Origin of the sequence: Neobacillus sp. SM06 (genome assembly GCF_050496765.1) — a bacterium.
In the GTDB taxonomy this organism is placed as follows: domain Bacteria; phylum Bacillota; class Bacilli; order Bacillales; family Cytobacillaceae; genus JAEVLT01.
On record NZ_JBNWEO010000017.1, the window covers coordinates 111,430 to 127,772 of the forward strand.

General features: G+C 42.4%; 17 protein-coding genes and 1 tRNA gene. 17 read left to right on the forward strand and 1 reads right to left on the reverse strand.

The genetic code is table 11. The features are described 5' to 3' along the window. Positions 1 to 11: 11 nt before the first annotated feature. The 5 genes from ACQYAD_RS13810 to ACQYAD_RS13830 all read left to right on the forward strand — a co-directional run bounded on the left by ACQYAD_RS13810 (position 12) and on the right by ACQYAD_RS13830 (position 2,226). On the forward strand, positions 12 to 290 hold the full coding sequence (locus ACQYAD_RS13810; RefSeq protein ID WP_430239055.1) for an RNA-binding S4 domain-containing protein: 279 nt from the start codon (positions 12 to 14) through the stop codon (positions 288 to 290). 78 nt (positions 291 to 368) lie between these two features. Continuing rightward, positions 369 to 671 (forward strand): sporulation protein YabP, encoded by a 303-nt coding sequence (yabP, locus tag ACQYAD_RS13815; RefSeq protein ID WP_430239057.1) that lies wholly within the window; start codon positions 369 to 371, stop codon positions 669 to 671. Continuing rightward, on the forward strand, positions 668 to 1,300 hold the full coding sequence (gene yabQ, locus ACQYAD_RS13820; RefSeq protein ID WP_430239060.1) for a spore cortex biosynthesis protein YabQ: 633 nt from the start codon (positions 668 to 670) through the stop codon (positions 1,298 to 1,300). Before yabP ends, yabQ begins: the two co-directional genes overlap by 4 nt. A gap of 15 nt (positions 1,301 to 1,315) precedes the next feature. Next, complete coding sequence (locus ACQYAD_RS13825; RefSeq protein ID WP_430239062.1) at positions 1,316 to 1,711, forward strand: FtsB family cell division protein; 396 nt, start codon at positions 1,316 to 1,318, stop codon at positions 1,709 to 1,711. Between the two features lie 83 nt (positions 1,712 to 1,794). Further along, positions 1,795 to 2,226 (forward strand): S1 domain-containing RNA-binding protein, encoded by a 432-nt coding sequence (locus ACQYAD_RS13830; protein ID WP_430239064.1) that lies wholly within the window; start codon positions 1,795 to 1,797, stop codon positions 2,224 to 2,226. Positions 2,227 to 2,438: 212 nt separating this feature from the next. Here ACQYAD_RS13830 and ACQYAD_RS13835 read toward each other — a convergent pair. Next, a tRNA-Met gene (locus ACQYAD_RS13835) sits at positions 2,439 to 2,512 on the reverse strand. A gap of 220 nt (positions 2,513 to 2,732) precedes the next feature. Between ACQYAD_RS13835 and spoIIE the strand changes: the two genes are divergently transcribed. The 12 genes from spoIIE to folB all read left to right on the forward strand — a co-directional run bounded on the left by spoIIE (position 2,733) and on the right by folB (position 16,341). Then, positions 2,733 to 5,207 (forward strand): stage II sporulation protein E, encoded by a 2,475-nt coding sequence (spoIIE, locus tag ACQYAD_RS13840; RefSeq protein WP_430239067.1) that lies wholly within the window; start codon positions 2,733 to 2,735, stop codon positions 5,205 to 5,207. Positions 5,208 to 5,288: 81 nt separating this feature from the next. Next, a complete protein-coding gene (locus ACQYAD_RS13845) occupies positions 5,289 to 6,026 on the forward strand; it encodes a VWA domain-containing protein (RefSeq protein ID WP_430239069.1) in 738 nt (245 codons plus the stop codon). Further along, entirely contained in the window at positions 5,995 to 6,996 is a 1,002-nt protein-coding gene (locus ACQYAD_RS13850; protein WP_430239071.1) for a serine/threonine protein kinase, read from the forward strand. The genes ACQYAD_RS13845 and ACQYAD_RS13850 overlap by 32 nt, the downstream gene beginning before the upstream one ends. 108 nt (positions 6,997 to 7,104) lie before the next feature. Next, positions 7,105 to 8,505 (forward strand): tRNA lysidine(34) synthetase TilS, encoded by a 1,401-nt coding sequence (gene tilS / locus ACQYAD_RS13855; protein WP_430239073.1) that lies wholly within the window; start codon positions 7,105 to 7,107, stop codon positions 8,503 to 8,505. A gap of 14 nt (positions 8,506 to 8,519) precedes the next feature. Then, positions 8,520 to 9,065, forward strand: a complete 546-nt coding sequence (gene hpt, locus ACQYAD_RS13860; RefSeq protein ID WP_430239076.1) for a hypoxanthine phosphoribosyltransferase — start codon at positions 8,520 to 8,522, stop codon at positions 9,063 to 9,065. Between the two features lie 129 nt (positions 9,066 to 9,194). Beyond that, positions 9,195 to 11,147 (forward strand): ATP-dependent zinc metalloprotease FtsH, encoded by a 1,953-nt coding sequence (gene ftsH / locus ACQYAD_RS13865; RefSeq protein ID WP_430239078.1) that lies wholly within the window; start codon positions 9,195 to 9,197, stop codon positions 11,145 to 11,147. A 134-nt stretch (positions 11,148 to 11,281) separates the two neighbouring features. After that, positions 11,282 to 12,067 carry a type III pantothenate kinase gene (locus ACQYAD_RS13870; protein ID WP_430239080.1) on the forward strand — a complete coding sequence of 262 codons (786 nt, stop codon included), beginning with the start codon at positions 11,282 to 11,284 and terminating at the stop codon, positions 12,065 to 12,067. 14 nt (positions 12,068 to 12,081) lie between these two features. After that, complete coding sequence (gene hslO, locus ACQYAD_RS13875; RefSeq protein WP_430239081.1) at positions 12,082 to 12,960, forward strand: Hsp33 family molecular chaperone HslO; 879 nt, start codon at positions 12,082 to 12,084, stop codon at positions 12,958 to 12,960. A 23-nt stretch (positions 12,961 to 12,983) separates the two neighbouring features. Then, positions 12,984 to 13,877, forward strand: a complete 894-nt coding sequence (locus ACQYAD_RS13880) for a peptidyl-prolyl cis-trans isomerase (RefSeq protein WP_430239083.1) — start codon at positions 12,984 to 12,986, stop codon at positions 13,875 to 13,877. A 128-nt stretch (positions 13,878 to 14,005) separates the two neighbouring features. Then, positions 14,006 to 14,932: a cysteine synthase A gene (gene cysK, locus ACQYAD_RS13885; protein WP_430239085.1), complete on the forward strand. Its 927-nt coding sequence runs from the start codon at positions 14,006 to 14,008 to the stop codon at positions 14,930 to 14,932. A gap of 226 nt (positions 14,933 to 15,158) precedes the next feature. Continuing rightward, on the forward strand, positions 15,159 to 15,989 hold the full coding sequence (gene folP, locus ACQYAD_RS13890) for a dihydropteroate synthase (protein ID WP_430239087.1): 831 nt from the start codon (positions 15,159 to 15,161) through the stop codon (positions 15,987 to 15,989). Continuing rightward, on the forward strand, positions 15,982 to 16,341 hold the full coding sequence (folB, locus tag ACQYAD_RS13895) for a dihydroneopterin aldolase (RefSeq protein WP_430239089.1): 360 nt from the start codon (positions 15,982 to 15,984) through the stop codon (positions 16,339 to 16,341). Before folP ends, folB begins: the two co-directional genes overlap by 8 nt. The last annotated feature ends 2 nt before the right edge of the window (positions 16,342 to 16,343 follow it).

Below are 16,343 nucleotides of genomic sequence, written 5' to 3' on the forward strand. Positions count from 1 at the left end.
GTGCGACTAGGATGCGTCTAGACAAATTTTTAAAGGTATCCCGGATCATTAAAAGAAGAACGCTGGCAAAGGAAGTTGCCGATCAAGGAAGAATTCAAATTAATGGGAAAGAAGCGAAAGCAAGCTCCATTGTCAAAGCGGGGGACGAACTCACCATTCGTCTCGGCCAGAGAGTGATCACTGCCCGAGTTGACCGCATACAGGAGACATCACGCAAAGAAGAAGCAGCAGAAATGTACACGATTTTAAAAGAAGAAAGACTTGGTAGGCAAGCGGGAAGCGAGGAGTAACATACTGCTTGTTCTAATTTTCCGATCCCTTACATAATAATGTACCAAAAGGTTGTACAAAGACTGTGAGGGATGGAAATGAGCCAATATTATGAATCAACTCCAACGAAAGGTTCTGTTCCGGATCATGATGTAATCATGAGAGGGAGAAAGCTGCTTGAAATAACAGGTGTTAAACAAGTAGAGAGCTTTGACAACGAAGAATTCCTGCTCGAAACAAGTATGGGTTTTTTGGCGATTCGTGGGCAAAATTTACAAATGAAAAACCTGGACGTAGACAAAGGACTTGTGTCAATTAAAGGGAAAATTTTCGATCTTGTTTATTTGGATGAGCAGCATGGGGAGAAAGCTAAAGGATTCTTTAGCAAGTTATTCCGATGACGCTTACCACACAATTTATGACAATGGCATCAATGATTGGGATGGGTGCCTTATTTGGGGCCATGCTTGATACGTATCAGCGTTTTTTGCAGCGATCGAAGCGGAAGCATTGGCTTGTTTTTATAAATGATATTCTTTTTTGGATCATTCAGGCACTTGTCATTTTTTACGTATTGTTTCTCGTTAACCGAGGTGAATTTCGCTTTTACATTTTGCTTGCCTTGATTTGCGGCTTTGCGGCATATCAGAGTCTTATCAAAAGGATCTATTTACGGCTGCTTGAATGGATGATTCTTTTTGTCGTTCATACGGCCAACATTATTCGGCAAGTCCTCAGCCTGCTTGTTGTAAAACCTGTCATTGGCCTGTTCCAGCTTGCAATGTTCACCATTTTATTTATTGGCAGGGGTCTTTTTACCCTTGTCAAATTTATTTTTAAGATAGTACTATTGAGTATAAAGTTTCTCTCAAAGCCAATCCGGCTGATTTTGTTAAAAATTTGGAAAGTTTTGCCGAAAAGGTTTAAAAAAAACGTCGAGACATTTTATAATAAAACAGCAGGATTTTTTTCAAAAATAAAGAACTATATACGTAAATGCGTAAACTGGTGGAAGAAGCGGAAAAAGTAAGGAGGTTTGCTTTTAATGAGTGCAGCTGGAAAAAGAAAGATTGCAAAGATCGAATCAACCTATGTATATCAGCAGGAAGCTGCAGGCCTTGCAGCAGCAAGAAAACGCAAATTGCTGCTAAGGAGACTTTCATTGTTTTTCACCTTTGCAATCTTCGCCTCTTATTTCATGATCTCCAGCATTCTTTCGCAAGCTTCTGTTATCAATGAAAAAAAAGCCCAAAAAAAGCAGCTTGAAAAAGAACTTTCGGATCTAAAACAACAACAGACGATCCTGAAAGAAAATATCGCCAAATTAAATGATGACGATTATATTGCCAAGCTGGCAAGGAAAAACTTTTTTATGTCAAACCAGAATGAAATCATCTTTCATATTCCAGAAAAAAATAAGGAAAAATCCTCCACAAAGTAGCGTTATTGACACTGTTTTTTTACTTTCTGTATAATATAGAGTAAGCATGATTTTTTATATTTTTAAGGAGGAACATTCTTTTTATGTCAATCGAAGTAGGCAGCAAGTTACAAGGAAAGGTAACAGGGATTACAAATTTCGGAGCGTTTGTGGAGCTGCCGGATGGATCAACAGGACTTGTCCACATCAGTGAGGTTGCTGATAACTATGTAAAAGATATCAATGACCATCTGAAAGTTGGCGATCAGGTAGAAGTTAAAGTCATCAATGTTGAGAAAGATGGCAAAATTGGGCTGTCAATTAAAAAAGCAAAGGATCGGCCGGAAGCCCCAAAATCCCATTCACATTCCCAACGCCCTCGCCAAGGCAGAGCGAACGACCGCAATAATAACTCTAGAACGGAAACGTTCGAAACCAAAATGGCCCGCTTTTTAAAGGATAGTGAAGATCGCTTGTCTTCCCTAAAGCGAAACACGGAATCAAAACGCGGCGGAAGAGGAGCGAGAAGAGGTTAACTTGCTGCTTATTTGGTGAATAGATAGCAGGTTTATGGAATCCCATTTTCATAAAATTCCCACCAAAGACAGGTCGTGATGGCTTGTCTTTTTTTCTTGCGTTTAATTCCAACCCCTTTGCTGCTGCATTTATCGCATAGAAAAAAGCATCGAAAGATTTTCGATGCTTCTGTAGTTGCCCCGTAATTCCGGGATGTATTTGTGAATTAGGATAGCGGCGGAGGGGATCGAACCCCCGACCTTACGGGTATGAACCGTACGCTCTAGCCAGCTGAGCTACACCGCCATGTTCATTTGGACACAAGAAATATAATAACCGGGATCAAAAATGTTGTCAATGTCTTTTTGTGGGAAAAGCGAGGTTTTTGTCAGAGTACGCAGGTTTTTCGCCCATTTCGAAAAATCCGTCGAACAAATCGCAAAAGCTTGTCTCCTATTTTGACAATCTTTTGTTTTCACTCCTTTTATAATAGGTTTTACCAAGAAAATGATAGGGAGTGTCATTTATGGAAAAGGTTGAACGGAATTTAATGGAGCCCATTGGGGAAGTGAACCTCCAGGCAACGAAGATGGATTTGTCAAATACAGCCAAAAAGGTTCAGGCAAAAATAGAGAACTTTCTTGTGAAGAAAGGGTATTTGTTAGTAGTGGTCGGTTTTTTGCTTGGGCGCGCGTTAATCTTGTCAAAGCTCACTCCATTTGGTCTGCCGTTCTTTGCTGTGGTCTATCTGCTGAAAAAAGACCGGGCTCCTTTAGCCTTAGTTGGTTTAATAGCAGGAGCCGCAACGATTTCCATCACGAATGCAGCATCTACCTTCGCCATCACGTTCTTGTTTATGCTTTTTTATCAAGCGACCAAAAAGTGGCTTAAAAATGAAGCGAAAGGATTGCCGATCTATGTCAGTCTGATTTTAACAGCCGGCAAGCTGGCAGAAAGTTTTGTGACCACAAAAGATTTGTCATTATATGACGGAATGATGGCGGTCGTTCAAGGATGTTTGGCCTTTATTTTAACGCTAATCTTTATGCAAAGCATCCCTCTCTTAACCATGAATAAACGAAAACAATCGCTGACAACGGAAGAAATTGTTTGTCTTATCATTATGCTTGCTTCGATTATGACAGGGACGATCGGCTGGGTCGCATACGATCTCTCAATTGAACATATTATGTCAAGATATTTAGTGCTTGTATTTTCGTTTGTAGCCGGGGCAACAGTCGGCTCCACGGTTGGGGTTGTAACCGGACTGATCTTTAGCCTTGCGAATGTTTCAAGTTTTTCCAATATGAGTTTGCTTGCCTTTTCTGGCGTGTTGGGCGGTTTGTTAAAGGAAGGCAAGAAAATAGGCGTATCGGCAGGACTTCTCATTGCTACGCTATTGATCGGAATGTATGGTGAAGGCAGCGGCTCTATTTTATTAACCGTATTGGAATCGACAGCTGCCATTGTGTTATTTTTACTTACACCGAAATCACTTACCTCCAGATTGGCAAAATACATACCCGGGACGCCTGAATATACCGCAGAACAGCAAAAATATATGCGGAAAATGCGGGATGTAACGGCCCAGCGTGTTGCGCAATTTTCAACGGTGTTCCATGCCCTGTCGCAAAGCTTCTCAAACAGTGGTGAACAGGATGACTTTGAAGAAGAAGATCGTGAATTGGATTATTTTTTAAGCAATGTCACCGAAAAAACATGCCAAACTTGTTTTAAAAAAGAACAATGCTGGTCCAAGAACTTTACTAAAACATATGAGTATATGGGAGAAATTATTCATGAAATGGACCAAAATACAGGAACAGTTTCGCAAAGGCTGTCAAGGGATTTCGATAAATATTGCACTAGATCGAAAAAAGTGATGGATGTTATTCAGCAGGAGCTTACCTTTTACCAGGCAAATCAAAAATTGAAAAAGAAAGTAATGGAAAGCAGAAGATTGGTGGCTGATCAATTGCTCGGTGTTTCAGAAGTCATGGAAAACTTTGCAAAAGAGATCCAGCGGGAACGGGAAAACCATCATAAACAAGAGGAACAGATTTTAGAAGCGCTTTTAGAGTTTGGTATTGAAATAGAGAATGTGGAAATTTACAGTTTAGAGCAAGGAAATGTCGACATCGATATCGTGCTTCCATTTGGAAACAGCCACGGTGAATGTGAAAAATTAATAGCACCCATGCTGTCAGACATACTCGGTGAAACAATCGTTGTCAATACAGAAACTGGGTTCAACAAGTCAAATGGTTTTTGCCAAGTAACCTTTAAATCAACAAAAGCGTTTGTCGTGGATACAGGAGTAGCGCATGCTGCAAAGGATGGGGGATTTGTATCGGGAGACAGTTACTCCACAATCGAATTGGGCGGCGGCAAGTTTGCGATTGCCATTAGCGATGGAATGGGGAACGGGGAAAGAGCCCATATTGAAAGCACAGAGACCTTAAAACTTTTACAAAAAATCCTCAAATCTGGCATTGAAGAAAAAGTCGCAATCAAGTCGGTAAATTCCATTTTATCGTTAAGGACAACCGATGAAATTTTTTCAACACTTGACTTGGCAATGATTGATTTGCAAAATGCTGCGGCTAAATTTCTGAAAATTGGTTCAACGCCAAGCTTTATTAAACGGGGTGACCGGGTCATTAAAATCCAGGCCAGTAATTTACCGATGGGGATTTTGCAGGAATTTGAAGTCGATGTCGTCAGCCAGCAATTAAAAGCTGGAGACCTCTTAATTATGATGAGTGATGGCGTTTTTGAAGGACCAAAACATGTAGAAAACTATGAATTATGGATGAAGCGCAAAATTAAAGAGTTGGAAACAGACGACCCTCAAGAAGTGGCAGACTTAATTATGGAGGAGGTCATTCGGTCAAGATCCGGTTTAATTGGGGATGATATGACGGTTACCGTGGCAAAAATTAAACACAACACGCCAAAATGGGCATCCATCCCCGTGCAAAAAATGAAACGAAGAGCATAGTCCGAATCCGGGTGTTCCAATGTATAAATCTCTTTCCTCGCGTCGACAATGGTAACAATACGTCAATGGAGGAGAGGAATCATGAACACAGGGAAAATAAGGCAAATTTTACTGATAACAGATGGGTGTTCCAATCAGGGTGAAGATCCGGTTGCGATGTCTGCACTTGCAAAAGAAGAAGGGATTACCGTAAATGTGATAGGAGTGATGGATCACGACATTATTGATGAAAAAGGAATGAAGGAAATTGAAAGCATCGCCATGTCGGGGGGAGGCGTAAGTCAAATCGTCTATGCCAAGCAGCTGTCACAGACAGTGCAGATGGTGACAAGACAAGCAATGACACAAACCATTCAGGGAATTGTGAACAAAGAGTTGCAGCAAATACTAGGACGCAACCAGACGATGGAAGACCTCCCGCCGGAAAAAAGGGGCGAAGTCATGGAGGTAGTCGATGAAATAGGTGAAACAGCAGAGTTGGAAGTACTTGTATTGGTTGATACAAGCGCAAGCATGAAGCAAAAGCTCCCAACAGTTAAAGAGGCCATATTGGATTTATCGATCAGCCTCAACTCGAGAACGGGGAATAATTCGTTCTCCGTCTATGTATTTCCCGGGAAAAAGGCTGAAGTGGAAATGCTATTGGGATGGACGCCAAAGCTAACGTCGCTATCAACTGTTTTTTCGCAATTAACTCCAGGCGGCATTACGCCGACAGGGCCTGCCCTGCGCGCTGCTTTAAGCGCCTTCCAGCAAAAACGTTCGGTAAGGAGTCTGCTTTCTCGTGATGATGAATCATACTTTGAAGAATCGATTTAGAATCCAGCCGGGAACAGTTATTGAGGGAAAGTGGCATAAGAATCAATACACGATTTTAAAAGAATTGGGCAATGGCGCGAACGGAATTGTCTATTTAGCGCGGCATCAAAATCGCCATATTGCCTTAAAAATAAGTGAAAATGGCATGTCCATTACTTCCGAGGTGAATGTGTTAAAATCCTTTGCAAAGGTCCAAGGGTCAACCCTCGGGCCTTCTTTAATAGACGTCGATGACTGGAAAAGCCGACAGGGCATCGTTTCCTTTTATGCAATGGAATATATTTCGGGTACAGACTTTTTATCTTTTATTGAGAAAAATGGGAAGGAATGGACAGTTGTTCTCGTTATTCAATTATTAAATGACCTGGAACGATTGCATCAGCGCGGTTGGATTTTTGGCGACTTAAAGCCTGAAAATTTGATTGTGACGGGCCCTCCGACTCGGATTAGATGCATTGATGTCGGCGGGACAACCATAAGGGGGCGGGCAATTAAAGAGTTTACGGAGTTTTATGACCGGGGGTACTGGGGACTTGGTTCAAGAAAAGCAGAACCAGCCTACGATATATTTGCAGTTGGAATGGTGCTGATCAATTCAGCCTATCCAAAACGCTTTCACAAGCAGACTGGGGGAATGCCGCAATTAATTGAGGCAATCCGGCAAAAACCGGAGCTTCGCCGTCTAGAGCCAGTTCTTGTAAAAGCGTTCCAAGGTCAATATGCGAGTGCAAAAGAGATGCGGCAGGACTTGATCTCGAGCGCTACAACATCCTCGCAGCCGGTAAAAAGGCAAGATCAAAAACCGATTCACCAGCCTGAACTGAAAAAAGCTGTCCCGCTAAACGGCAAGCTTCGATCAGACCGGTACGCTAAGAAAAAGAAGAAAAAAGGCGGTTTAATCGAAACATTACTGATCCTTGCAGCAATGGGGATCTTCTATTTCCTGTATATCTCAGGAAAAATATTTTAAAATCTTTTTCTTTTTTTGAAACTATTATCTGCCATGATCGTAAATTACAATAGGAATCGCTGGATTCGAATCTGTTACAGTAAATTGTTACTTTAAGGAAGTATGCAAATGTTAGAAATGAAAGTAGAAGCTTTTCTTGAACGGCATTCCTTTAAGCTTGAAAATAAACGGATCGTTGTCGGAGTATCCGGTGGTCCGGATTCATTGGCATTGCTGCATTACTTGTTGGAGAGGAAAGAAAAGCGAAATCTTTTTCTTGTTGTTGCCCATATTGACCATATGTTTCGCGGGGAAGAATCTTTTGAAGATGCGATGTTTGTAAAAGAATTTTGTTCCGCTTTTTCTATACCGTTTGAAATGACCCAGGTTGATGTCCACGATCTAATGGTGCGAACGGGGAAAAGTGCAGAAACGGCAGCAAGGGATGTTCGCTATGACTTTTTTGCAAAAGTATTGAAGGAATATCAATGTTCTTGCCTTGCGCTTGCGCATCACGGAGATGATCAAATCGAAACCATTTTGATGCGGCTGACGAGGGGAAGTACAGGAAAGGCAAGGGCGGGAATTCCCTTTCAGCGCCCATTTGCTTCAGGATTGATTTTTCGCCCATTTTTAAATGTAACAAAGGATGATATTACCCAGTATTGCGAGGAAAAAGATCTAGTGCCCCGAATCGATCCAAGTAATATGGAAAACATCTATACAAGAAACCGCTTTCGAATTCACTGTCTGCCATTTTTAAAAGAGGAGAATCGCCAAGTTCATGAGCATTTTCAGCGGTTTAGCGAAGAATTGCAAAGCGATGAAGACTTTCTCCAAGAATTAACGGCAGAACAAATGAATAAAGTAATGACAACTAGGGATAATGACCATATTACCATTGATAGAAAAACATTTCTTGGAATGCCTTTACCTTTACAAAGGAGAGGGATTCAACTAATATTAAACTATCTTTATAAAAAAAGGCCTTCATCTCTTTCAGCAATCCATATAGACCAAGTTTTGGGATTCATAAGAAACGATCATCCATCAGGAAAATTGGATTTTCCTGACGGGCTAAAAGTGATTCGTTCCTATCGTTCCTGTCATTTTCAATTTGAACTCTTGCACTACCAGCCTTATCGGCATGAAATGAAAGAGCCGGGGAAGTACCCGTTACCAGGGATTGGCGAATTAACGATGGAATATAGTGAGATGACAGAAGCTGGCCATCGCCATAGTCCTAGCACTGCGCTGTTTCAAATCGATAAAATTCATCTACCATTGATTGTCCGAACAAGACAAGCGGGAGATCGAATGTCACTAAAAGGAACAGCGGGGACAAGGAAATTAAAGGATATTTTTATTGACTGCAAAATTCCAATCCAGGAAAGAGACCGCTGGCCGGTGATTACAGATCGTGAGGGAGAAATCCTTTGGCTGCCCGGTTTGAAAAAGTCAGCGCTTGAGGGGATTGGCGATTCTGCAGGGCGCTTTATTCAACTTACATACAGCAGGAATGATTTCTAGGGGGCATTATTTAGATGAAACAGGATATCGAAAAGGTGTTAGTATCGGAAGAAGAGATTCAAGAAAAGATTAAGCAACTAGCATCAAAGCTGACGGAAGAGTATAAAGACCGCTTTCCATTGGCTGTTGGGGTGCTAAAAGGTGCAATGCCATTTATGGCTGACCTTTTGAAACGGATGGATTGTTATCTGGAAATGGATTTTATGGATGTTTCCAGCTACGGAAACTCAACCGTTTCTTCCGGTGAAGTAAAAATACTAAAGGATTTGGATACTTCCGTTGAGGGAAGAGATATCCTGATCATTGAAGATATCATCGATAGCGGCTTAACGTTAAGCTATCTAGTTGAGTTGTTTCGTTATCGGAAAGCAAAATCCATTAAGATTGTGACATTGCTTGACAAGCCAGCAGGGAGAAAAAGTTCTATTCAAGCGGATTATATTGGATTCGAGGTGCCAGATGAGTTTGTTGTTGGCTACGGACTCGATTACGCGGAAAAATATCGCAATCTTCCATATATAGGTATTTTAAAACCGGCAGTATATCGCACTAATGATTAAGCCAACTATAAAAAGAGGAACCTTTCCAACCAACTTAGCAGGCTTGATAGGCAAGTGCAATTCCTTGTATTGGCATGATTTTCTATGATACTATGTAGTATAGTTTTTTACCGTGGGAGGAGGTAAGGGATGAATCGGATTTTCCGTAACACCATCTTTTATTTATTAATATTTCTGGTCATTATTGGCGTAGTGAGCTTTTTTAATGGAAGCAACGAACCGACCGATCGTATCACGTATGATAAATTTATTTCCTACTTGGAAAATGGCGAAGTAAAGTCATTTTCAATGCAGCCGGATCGCGGTGTATATGAAATCCGCGGGCAGTTTAAGGAAAAAGGGAAGAATTTCTTAACCTATATTCCGAGCAGCGACAAAATTCAAGAAAGAATTGACAAAGCTGCGGCAACCGCAAAAGTAGATGTAATGCCTGCAAAAGAAACAAGTGGCTGGGTAACCTTCTTTACATCGATCATTCCGTTTGTGATCATCTTTATTCTGTTCTTCTTCCTGTTGAATCAGGCGCAGGGCGGCGGCAGCAGGGTGATGAACTTCGGCAAGAGCAAAGCAAAGCTCTACAATGATGAAAAGAAAAAAGTGCGTTTTCGCGATGTAGCTGGTGCAGATGAAGAGAAGCAAGAATTGGTTGAGGTTGTAGAGTTTTTAAAAGATCCGCGCAAATTTGCCGAGCTTGGAGCACGTATTCCGAAAGGCGTACTTTTAGTAGGACCTCCAGGTACCGGTAAAACATTGCTTGCACGGGCAGTCGCCGGAGAAGCGGGCGTACCGTTCTTCTCCATAAGCGGATCCGATTTCGTTGAAATGTTCGTCGGTGTCGGGGCTTCCCGGGTGCGCGACTTATTTGAAACAGCGAAGAAAAATGCTCCTTGTATTATTTTTATCGATGAGATTGATGCTGTCGGCCGACAACGCGGTGCAGGTCTTGGCGGCGGGCACGACGAGCGCGAACAAACATTAAACCAATTGCTAGTTGAAATGGATGGATTTGGTGCAAACGAGGGTATTATCATTGTCGCTGCAACTAACCGTCCGGATATCCTTGACCCGGCATTATTGCGCCCAGGGCGTTTTGACCGACAAATTACCGTTGACCGCCCGGATGTAAACGGCCGTGAAGCGGTGCTGAAAGTTCACGCGCGCAACAAGCCGCTCGATGAGTCGGTTAATTTGAAAAGCATTGCCCAGCGGACGCCAGGGTTTTCTGGTGCAGATTTGGAAAACTTGCTGAACGAAGCTGCACTAGTTGCAGCACGTTCGAATAAGAAAAAAATTGATATGGAAGATATTGACGAAGCAACAGACCGGGTCATTGCCGGACCTGCAAAGAAAAGCCGGGTTATTTCCGAGAAGGAACGAAAAATTGTTGCTTTCCATGAGGGCGGCCACACAGTCATTGGTCTTGTCCTTGACGAAGCTGAAATGGTTCATAAAGTCACAATCGTGCCGCGCGGCCAAGCAGGCGGTTATGCAGTCATGCTGCCGAAAGAGGATCGTTACTTTATGACCAAACCGGAGCTTCTTGATAAAATCACTGGCCTTCTAGGCGGCCGTGTTGCAGAAGAAATTGTTTTTGGCGAAGTAAGTACGGGTGCGCATAATGACTTCCAGCGTGCAACCGGAATTGCCCGCCGAATGGTTACGGAATTTGGAATGAGCGATAAGCTTGGACCGCTGCAATTTGGCCAGGCGCAAGGACAGGTATTTCTTGGCCGGGATATAAACAATGAGCAAAACTATTCCGATGCCATCGCATATGAAATAGATCTTGAAATTCAGCGGATCATTAAAGAGTGCTACGAGAAAGCGAAAAAGATCCTAACAGAAAATCGTGAAAAGCTGAATTTGATTGCGACAACCCTTCTTGAAGTCGAGACCCTTGATGCCGAGCAAATCAAATACTTGGTTGAAAACGGCCGCCTTCCCGATCGGACTCCAAGCGGCCGGCTGGCAAAAGAAGATGTAAAAGTCAATATTGGCGGGAAAAAGGAAGAAGAGCTGAATGCGGATCTTTCGAACCCGGATGCCCGCGATGAATCAGCTGATGACAAACCAATTTTATAAGATGGATTCCTTTCTTAAAAAAGATTCATCTTCAAAAAAGAGTGCTTCTTTTGAAGCGCTCTTTTTTTCGAAAAAATAGAAGTATGGTATGATGTTTGCAGTGAAGCGAACAATTTAAATAAAGTGGTGATAATGTGATCTTTGTTTTCGATGTAGGGAATACGAATATTGTCTTAGGTGTTTACAAGGGCGATGAATTGAACTATCATTGGCGGATTGAAACAAACCGGAATCGGACAGATGATGAGTATGGGATGATCATTAAAGCTTTGTTTGACCACTCCGGTCTTTCTTTTGCGGACATCGATGGTATCATTATCTCTTCTGTTGTCCCGCCCATCATGTTTGCACTTGAGCGGATGTGCCAAAAATATTTCCATATCAAACCATTGGTGGTAGGACCTGGCGTTAAGACGGGGTTGGATATTAAGTACGAGAATCCGAGGGAGGTAGGCGCAGATCGGATTGTGAATGCTGTTGCAGCCATTCATGAATATGGAAGCCCATTAATTATTGTAGACTTTGGTACAGCAACGACTTATTGTTTTGTAAATGAACATCGCCAATATATGGGGGGAGCAATTGCTCCAGGGATTACGATCTCTACAGAAGCTCTGTATTCAAGGGCGGCGAAGCTCCCAAGGATCGAGATTACTCGTCCGGAAGGTGTAATCGGGAAAAATACTGTCTCAGCTATGCAAGCAGGGATTGTGTACGGTTACGTCGGCCAGGTTGAAGGAATCGTAAAGCGGATGGCGGAACAAAGCGTCAAAAAACCGAGCGTGATTGCAACTGGCGGTCTAGCGAGTATGATCGCTCAGGAATCAAATGTCATCGATATAGTCGATCCATTTTTAACATTAAAAGGGTTGCAGCTAATCTACAAAAGAAACGTGGACATGCTAAGAAAAGACAACTAGAAAGGGGCTTTTTGATGAAGGATTATTTGGTAAAAGCGCTCGCTTTTGATGGTCAAGTTCGGGCATATGCCGTACGGACAACAGAGACAGTTTCGGAGGCACAGCGCAGGCACCAAACATGGCGCACAGCATCAGCAGCATTAGGCCGGTCAATCACCGCGGGTGTGATGATGGGAGCCATGTTAAAGGGTGATGAAAAATTAACGATTAAGATCAAGGGTGATGGACCGCTCGGCCTTATTTTGGTTGACAGTAATGCAAAAGGGGAAGTACGCGGATATGTAGCGAACCCAAATGTTGACTTTGAAGCAAACGAGCATGGGAAACTAGATGTGCGCCGTGCGGTTGGTACAGAAGGAACGTTAACAGTTGTCAAAGACCTTGGTCTGCGCGACTTTTTTTCTGGACAAGTACCGCTCGTTTCAGGCGAACTTGGAGAAGATTTCACTTATTACTTTGTCACTTCGGAGCAAGTGCCTTCTTCCGTTGGGGTGGGGGTTCTTGTCAATCCAGATGATTCCATTCTAGCCGCAGGCGGGTTTATTTTTCAATTAATGCCGGGAACGAATGATGAGACAATTACCATGATTGAGGAAAGACTGAAAACCATTCCGCCTATTTCAAAATTGGTACAGCAAGGGTTAACACCTGAAGAAATATTGGCCCAACTTTTTGGCAAAAATGAGGTAAACGTACTGGAAAGAGTTCCGGTTCAATTTACATGTACTTGTTCAAAAGAGCGTTTTGCGGAGGCGATCATTGGCTTAGGCAAAGCTGAAATTGACGAAATGATCGAAGAAGACGGCATGGCAGAAGCACACTGCCATTTTTGCAATGCAAAGTACCATTTTACAAGAGAAGAACTAGAAGGATTAAAAAAAGAAGCGAAATAAAGCCCAGCTAGGGGGAGGTTTTGTTGCGAAAGAAAGAGCTTTGGCTTATCATTGCCGGACTTATTTTCATAAACATTTTAACGATCGTCTTCTTTTTTGGAAAGTCAGGAGGTGTAACAGGAACAGCTGCGTATGAACAAGTGGCCACTGTTGGCGGAAAAACAATTTCTCGGCAAGATTGGCTGAATGAGTTAGAAGCACGCTATGGAAAAGAAGTCTTAAAAGAGATGATCGACCAAAAAGTGATACAGGAGATGGCCGATAAATACAAAATCACTGTTTCGGATAAAGATGTCGAACGTCAGCTGCGAATGGCCCAGGCAACTTATGGTCCATCGGCAACTGCAAGCTATACTAGCGATGAAAATAAATGGAAAGAACAAGTAAAAAACAACCTATTGTTGGAGGAAATTTTAACAAAGGATGTTGTCGTCTCCGAAAGCGAAATGAAGAAGTACTATCAGGAAAATCAGGCACAGTTTCAAATTCCGACAGCCTATCATTTATCGCATATTCTTGTAAAAACAAAGGATGATGCAAAGAAGGCGTTAAAAGAACTCTCCCAAGGCTCAAGTTTTTCAGCATTGGCAATGGAGCGCTCAATCGAGGAATTTTCAGCAAACCAAGGTGGCGATATCGGCTATATTAGCCAGGACGATGAACAATATCCGCCGGAATACATTAAAATAGCAAAGAAATTAAAACCCGGAACATACAGCAGCCCGATTAAAGTAAAACAAGGGTATGCCATTCTCAAACTCCACAAGGTGATAAAGGGTCAGGCTTTTACGTATGAAGAAGTTAAAAGTCAAATTCGCAGGCAAATTGCAATGGAGCAAATGAAAGTGCCTGCATCAGCCTCGTCCTTTTGGGATGAAGTAAAAGTGGACTGGTTTTACGGCAATACTACTAAATAAAGCAGGGGCGCAAAAAATGAAGGTGCGCCTATTTTTTTTGAAAAACAAATAAAGTGGTTGACAAAATGGGTAGTTAACTGTTAAATTCGATTTAACCAATAAAAATACTCGGAATAGAGGTGGCCATAATGGCTCGTGTAGGAATTTCAGTTGCCGATTTAGTCGGTCAAACACCCATTGTAAAGTTAAACAGATTGGTAGATGAAAGCAGCGCAGAAGTGTACTTAAAGCTTGAGTATTTCAATCCTGGAAGCAGTGTAAAGGACCGAATTGCTTTAGCCATGATTGAAGCAGCTGAGGAAGAAGGCATCATTAAACCAGGGGATACAATTATTGAGCCTACCAGCGGAAATACTGGAATTGGTTTAGCAATGATTGCGGCGGCAAAAGGATATAAAGCTGTTTTTGTTATGCCGGAAACAATGAGCTTGGAAAGAAGGAATCTGCTGCGTGCGTATGGTGCTGAACTTGTTTTAACACCAGGACCGGAAGGAATGAAAGGTGCGATTGCCAAAGCGGAAGAGCTTGTACAGCAACATGGCTATTTCTTGCCGCAGCAATTTAAAAACCAGGCAAACCCTGAAGTTCACCGCCGGACAACAGGAAAAGAAATCGTTGAACAAATGGAACAGCTTGATGCTTTTGTTGCAGGAATAGGTACTGGCGGAACGATTACCGGGGCAGGATCTGTTTTACGAGAAAAATTCCCTGAAGTCAAAATTTATGCTGTTGAACCAAAGGATTCACCGGTTCTATCAGGCGGGAAACCTGGTCCGCATAAGCTTCAAGGTTTAGGTGCTGGCTTTGTTCCGCAAGTATTGGACACCGATGTATACGATGAAGTTATTCAAGTTGAAACGGAAAATGCGTTTGAGTATGCCCGCCGTGCTGCTAGAGAAGAGGGCATTCTTGGCGGCATCTCATCAGGGGCAGCCATTTATGCAGCAGTAGAGGTTGCGAAAAAACTAGGTAAAGGCAAGAAAGTTCTAGCCATTGTCCCGGATAACGGCGAGCGCTATTTGAGCACACCGCTTTATCAATATGACGTTGAATAAAGGAAACTTCTAAAGCGCCGGATCACATCCGGTGCTTTTTTTCGGCTGGGAAAAGATCAATTTTTACACTGCAGGTAAGTTTGCGCGGATTTTCCGAATTTAGCTCCACTCCTTTAGGTCTTGCAAAAAGTAGATGACCAAAATTTTAAAAATGAAACAGACAGGGTCTTCGTGTATGATAGAAAAAGGACAATACATGTGAACAGATAGGATGGAGGGATTGAAGATGGGCGTTATTCAATGCGGACCCTATACGCTTGATTACGAAAAAAAGACGATGGTGATGGGAATCTTAAATGTTACCCCCGATTCGTTTTCAGATGGCGGGAAATTCAATCATATTGATAAAGCGGTTGCCCGGGCAAAAGAAATGGTGGATCAAGGAGCGGATATTATTGATATCGGTGGTGAATCGACTCGTCCCGGTTTTGCCCCGCTCTCTTTAGAGGAAGAATTGGCGCGTGTTATTCCGTTTGTTCAAGCCGTTGCTGAGAATGTTGACATACCCATTTCGGTTGATACGTACAAAGCAGAAGTGGCCAAGCAGGCAATCCAAGCCGGGGCACATATCATTAACGATATTTGGGGTGCAAAGGCAGATGTGGACATAGCTGAAGTTGCCGCTAAATTGGACGTGCCGATTATTTTGATGCACAATCGTGCTGACCAGAACTATCAGAACTTCATTCGGGATGTTCTCAACGATCTATATGAAAGCATTACACTTGTGAAACAAGCCGGTGTTAAAGATGATAGGATCATTCTCGATCCCGGCATCGGTTTTGCAAAAACTTATGCGGAAAACATTGAAATGATGCAAAACTTGGATAAACTAGTGGGAACAGGCTATCCGGTACTTTTGGGAACGTCTCGCAAATCGATGATTGGCCATGCACTTGATTTGCCTGTAAATGAAAGAATGGAAGGAACAGGGGCAACGGTTTGCTATGGAATTCAAAAAGGCTGCCAGATGATTCGGATTCACGATGTTAAGGAAATGAGCAGAATGGCTAAAATGATGGACGTATTAATGGGTAAAGGTGATTTGCATGGATAAAATCTATTTAAATAAAATGGAATTTTACGGCTACCATGGTGTGTTTTCAGAGGAAAACAGACTGGGACAACGATTTATTGTTGATTTAACCGCATCCATTGATCTGCTCAAAGCAGGGCAAACGGACACCCTCGACTACTCTGTTAATTACGCAGAGCTTTATCAGATTTGCAAAGACATCGTGGAAGGGGACCCTTTTCAGTTAATAGAATCGGTGGCTGAGGCGATTGCATCTGCTATTTTAAACCAATTTACTTTAATTGAGGAAACCACAGTAAAAGTAATCAAACCAGATCCGCCGATTCCGGGTCACTATCAGTCCGTTGCAGTTGAAATTACAAGGAGAAGATAATA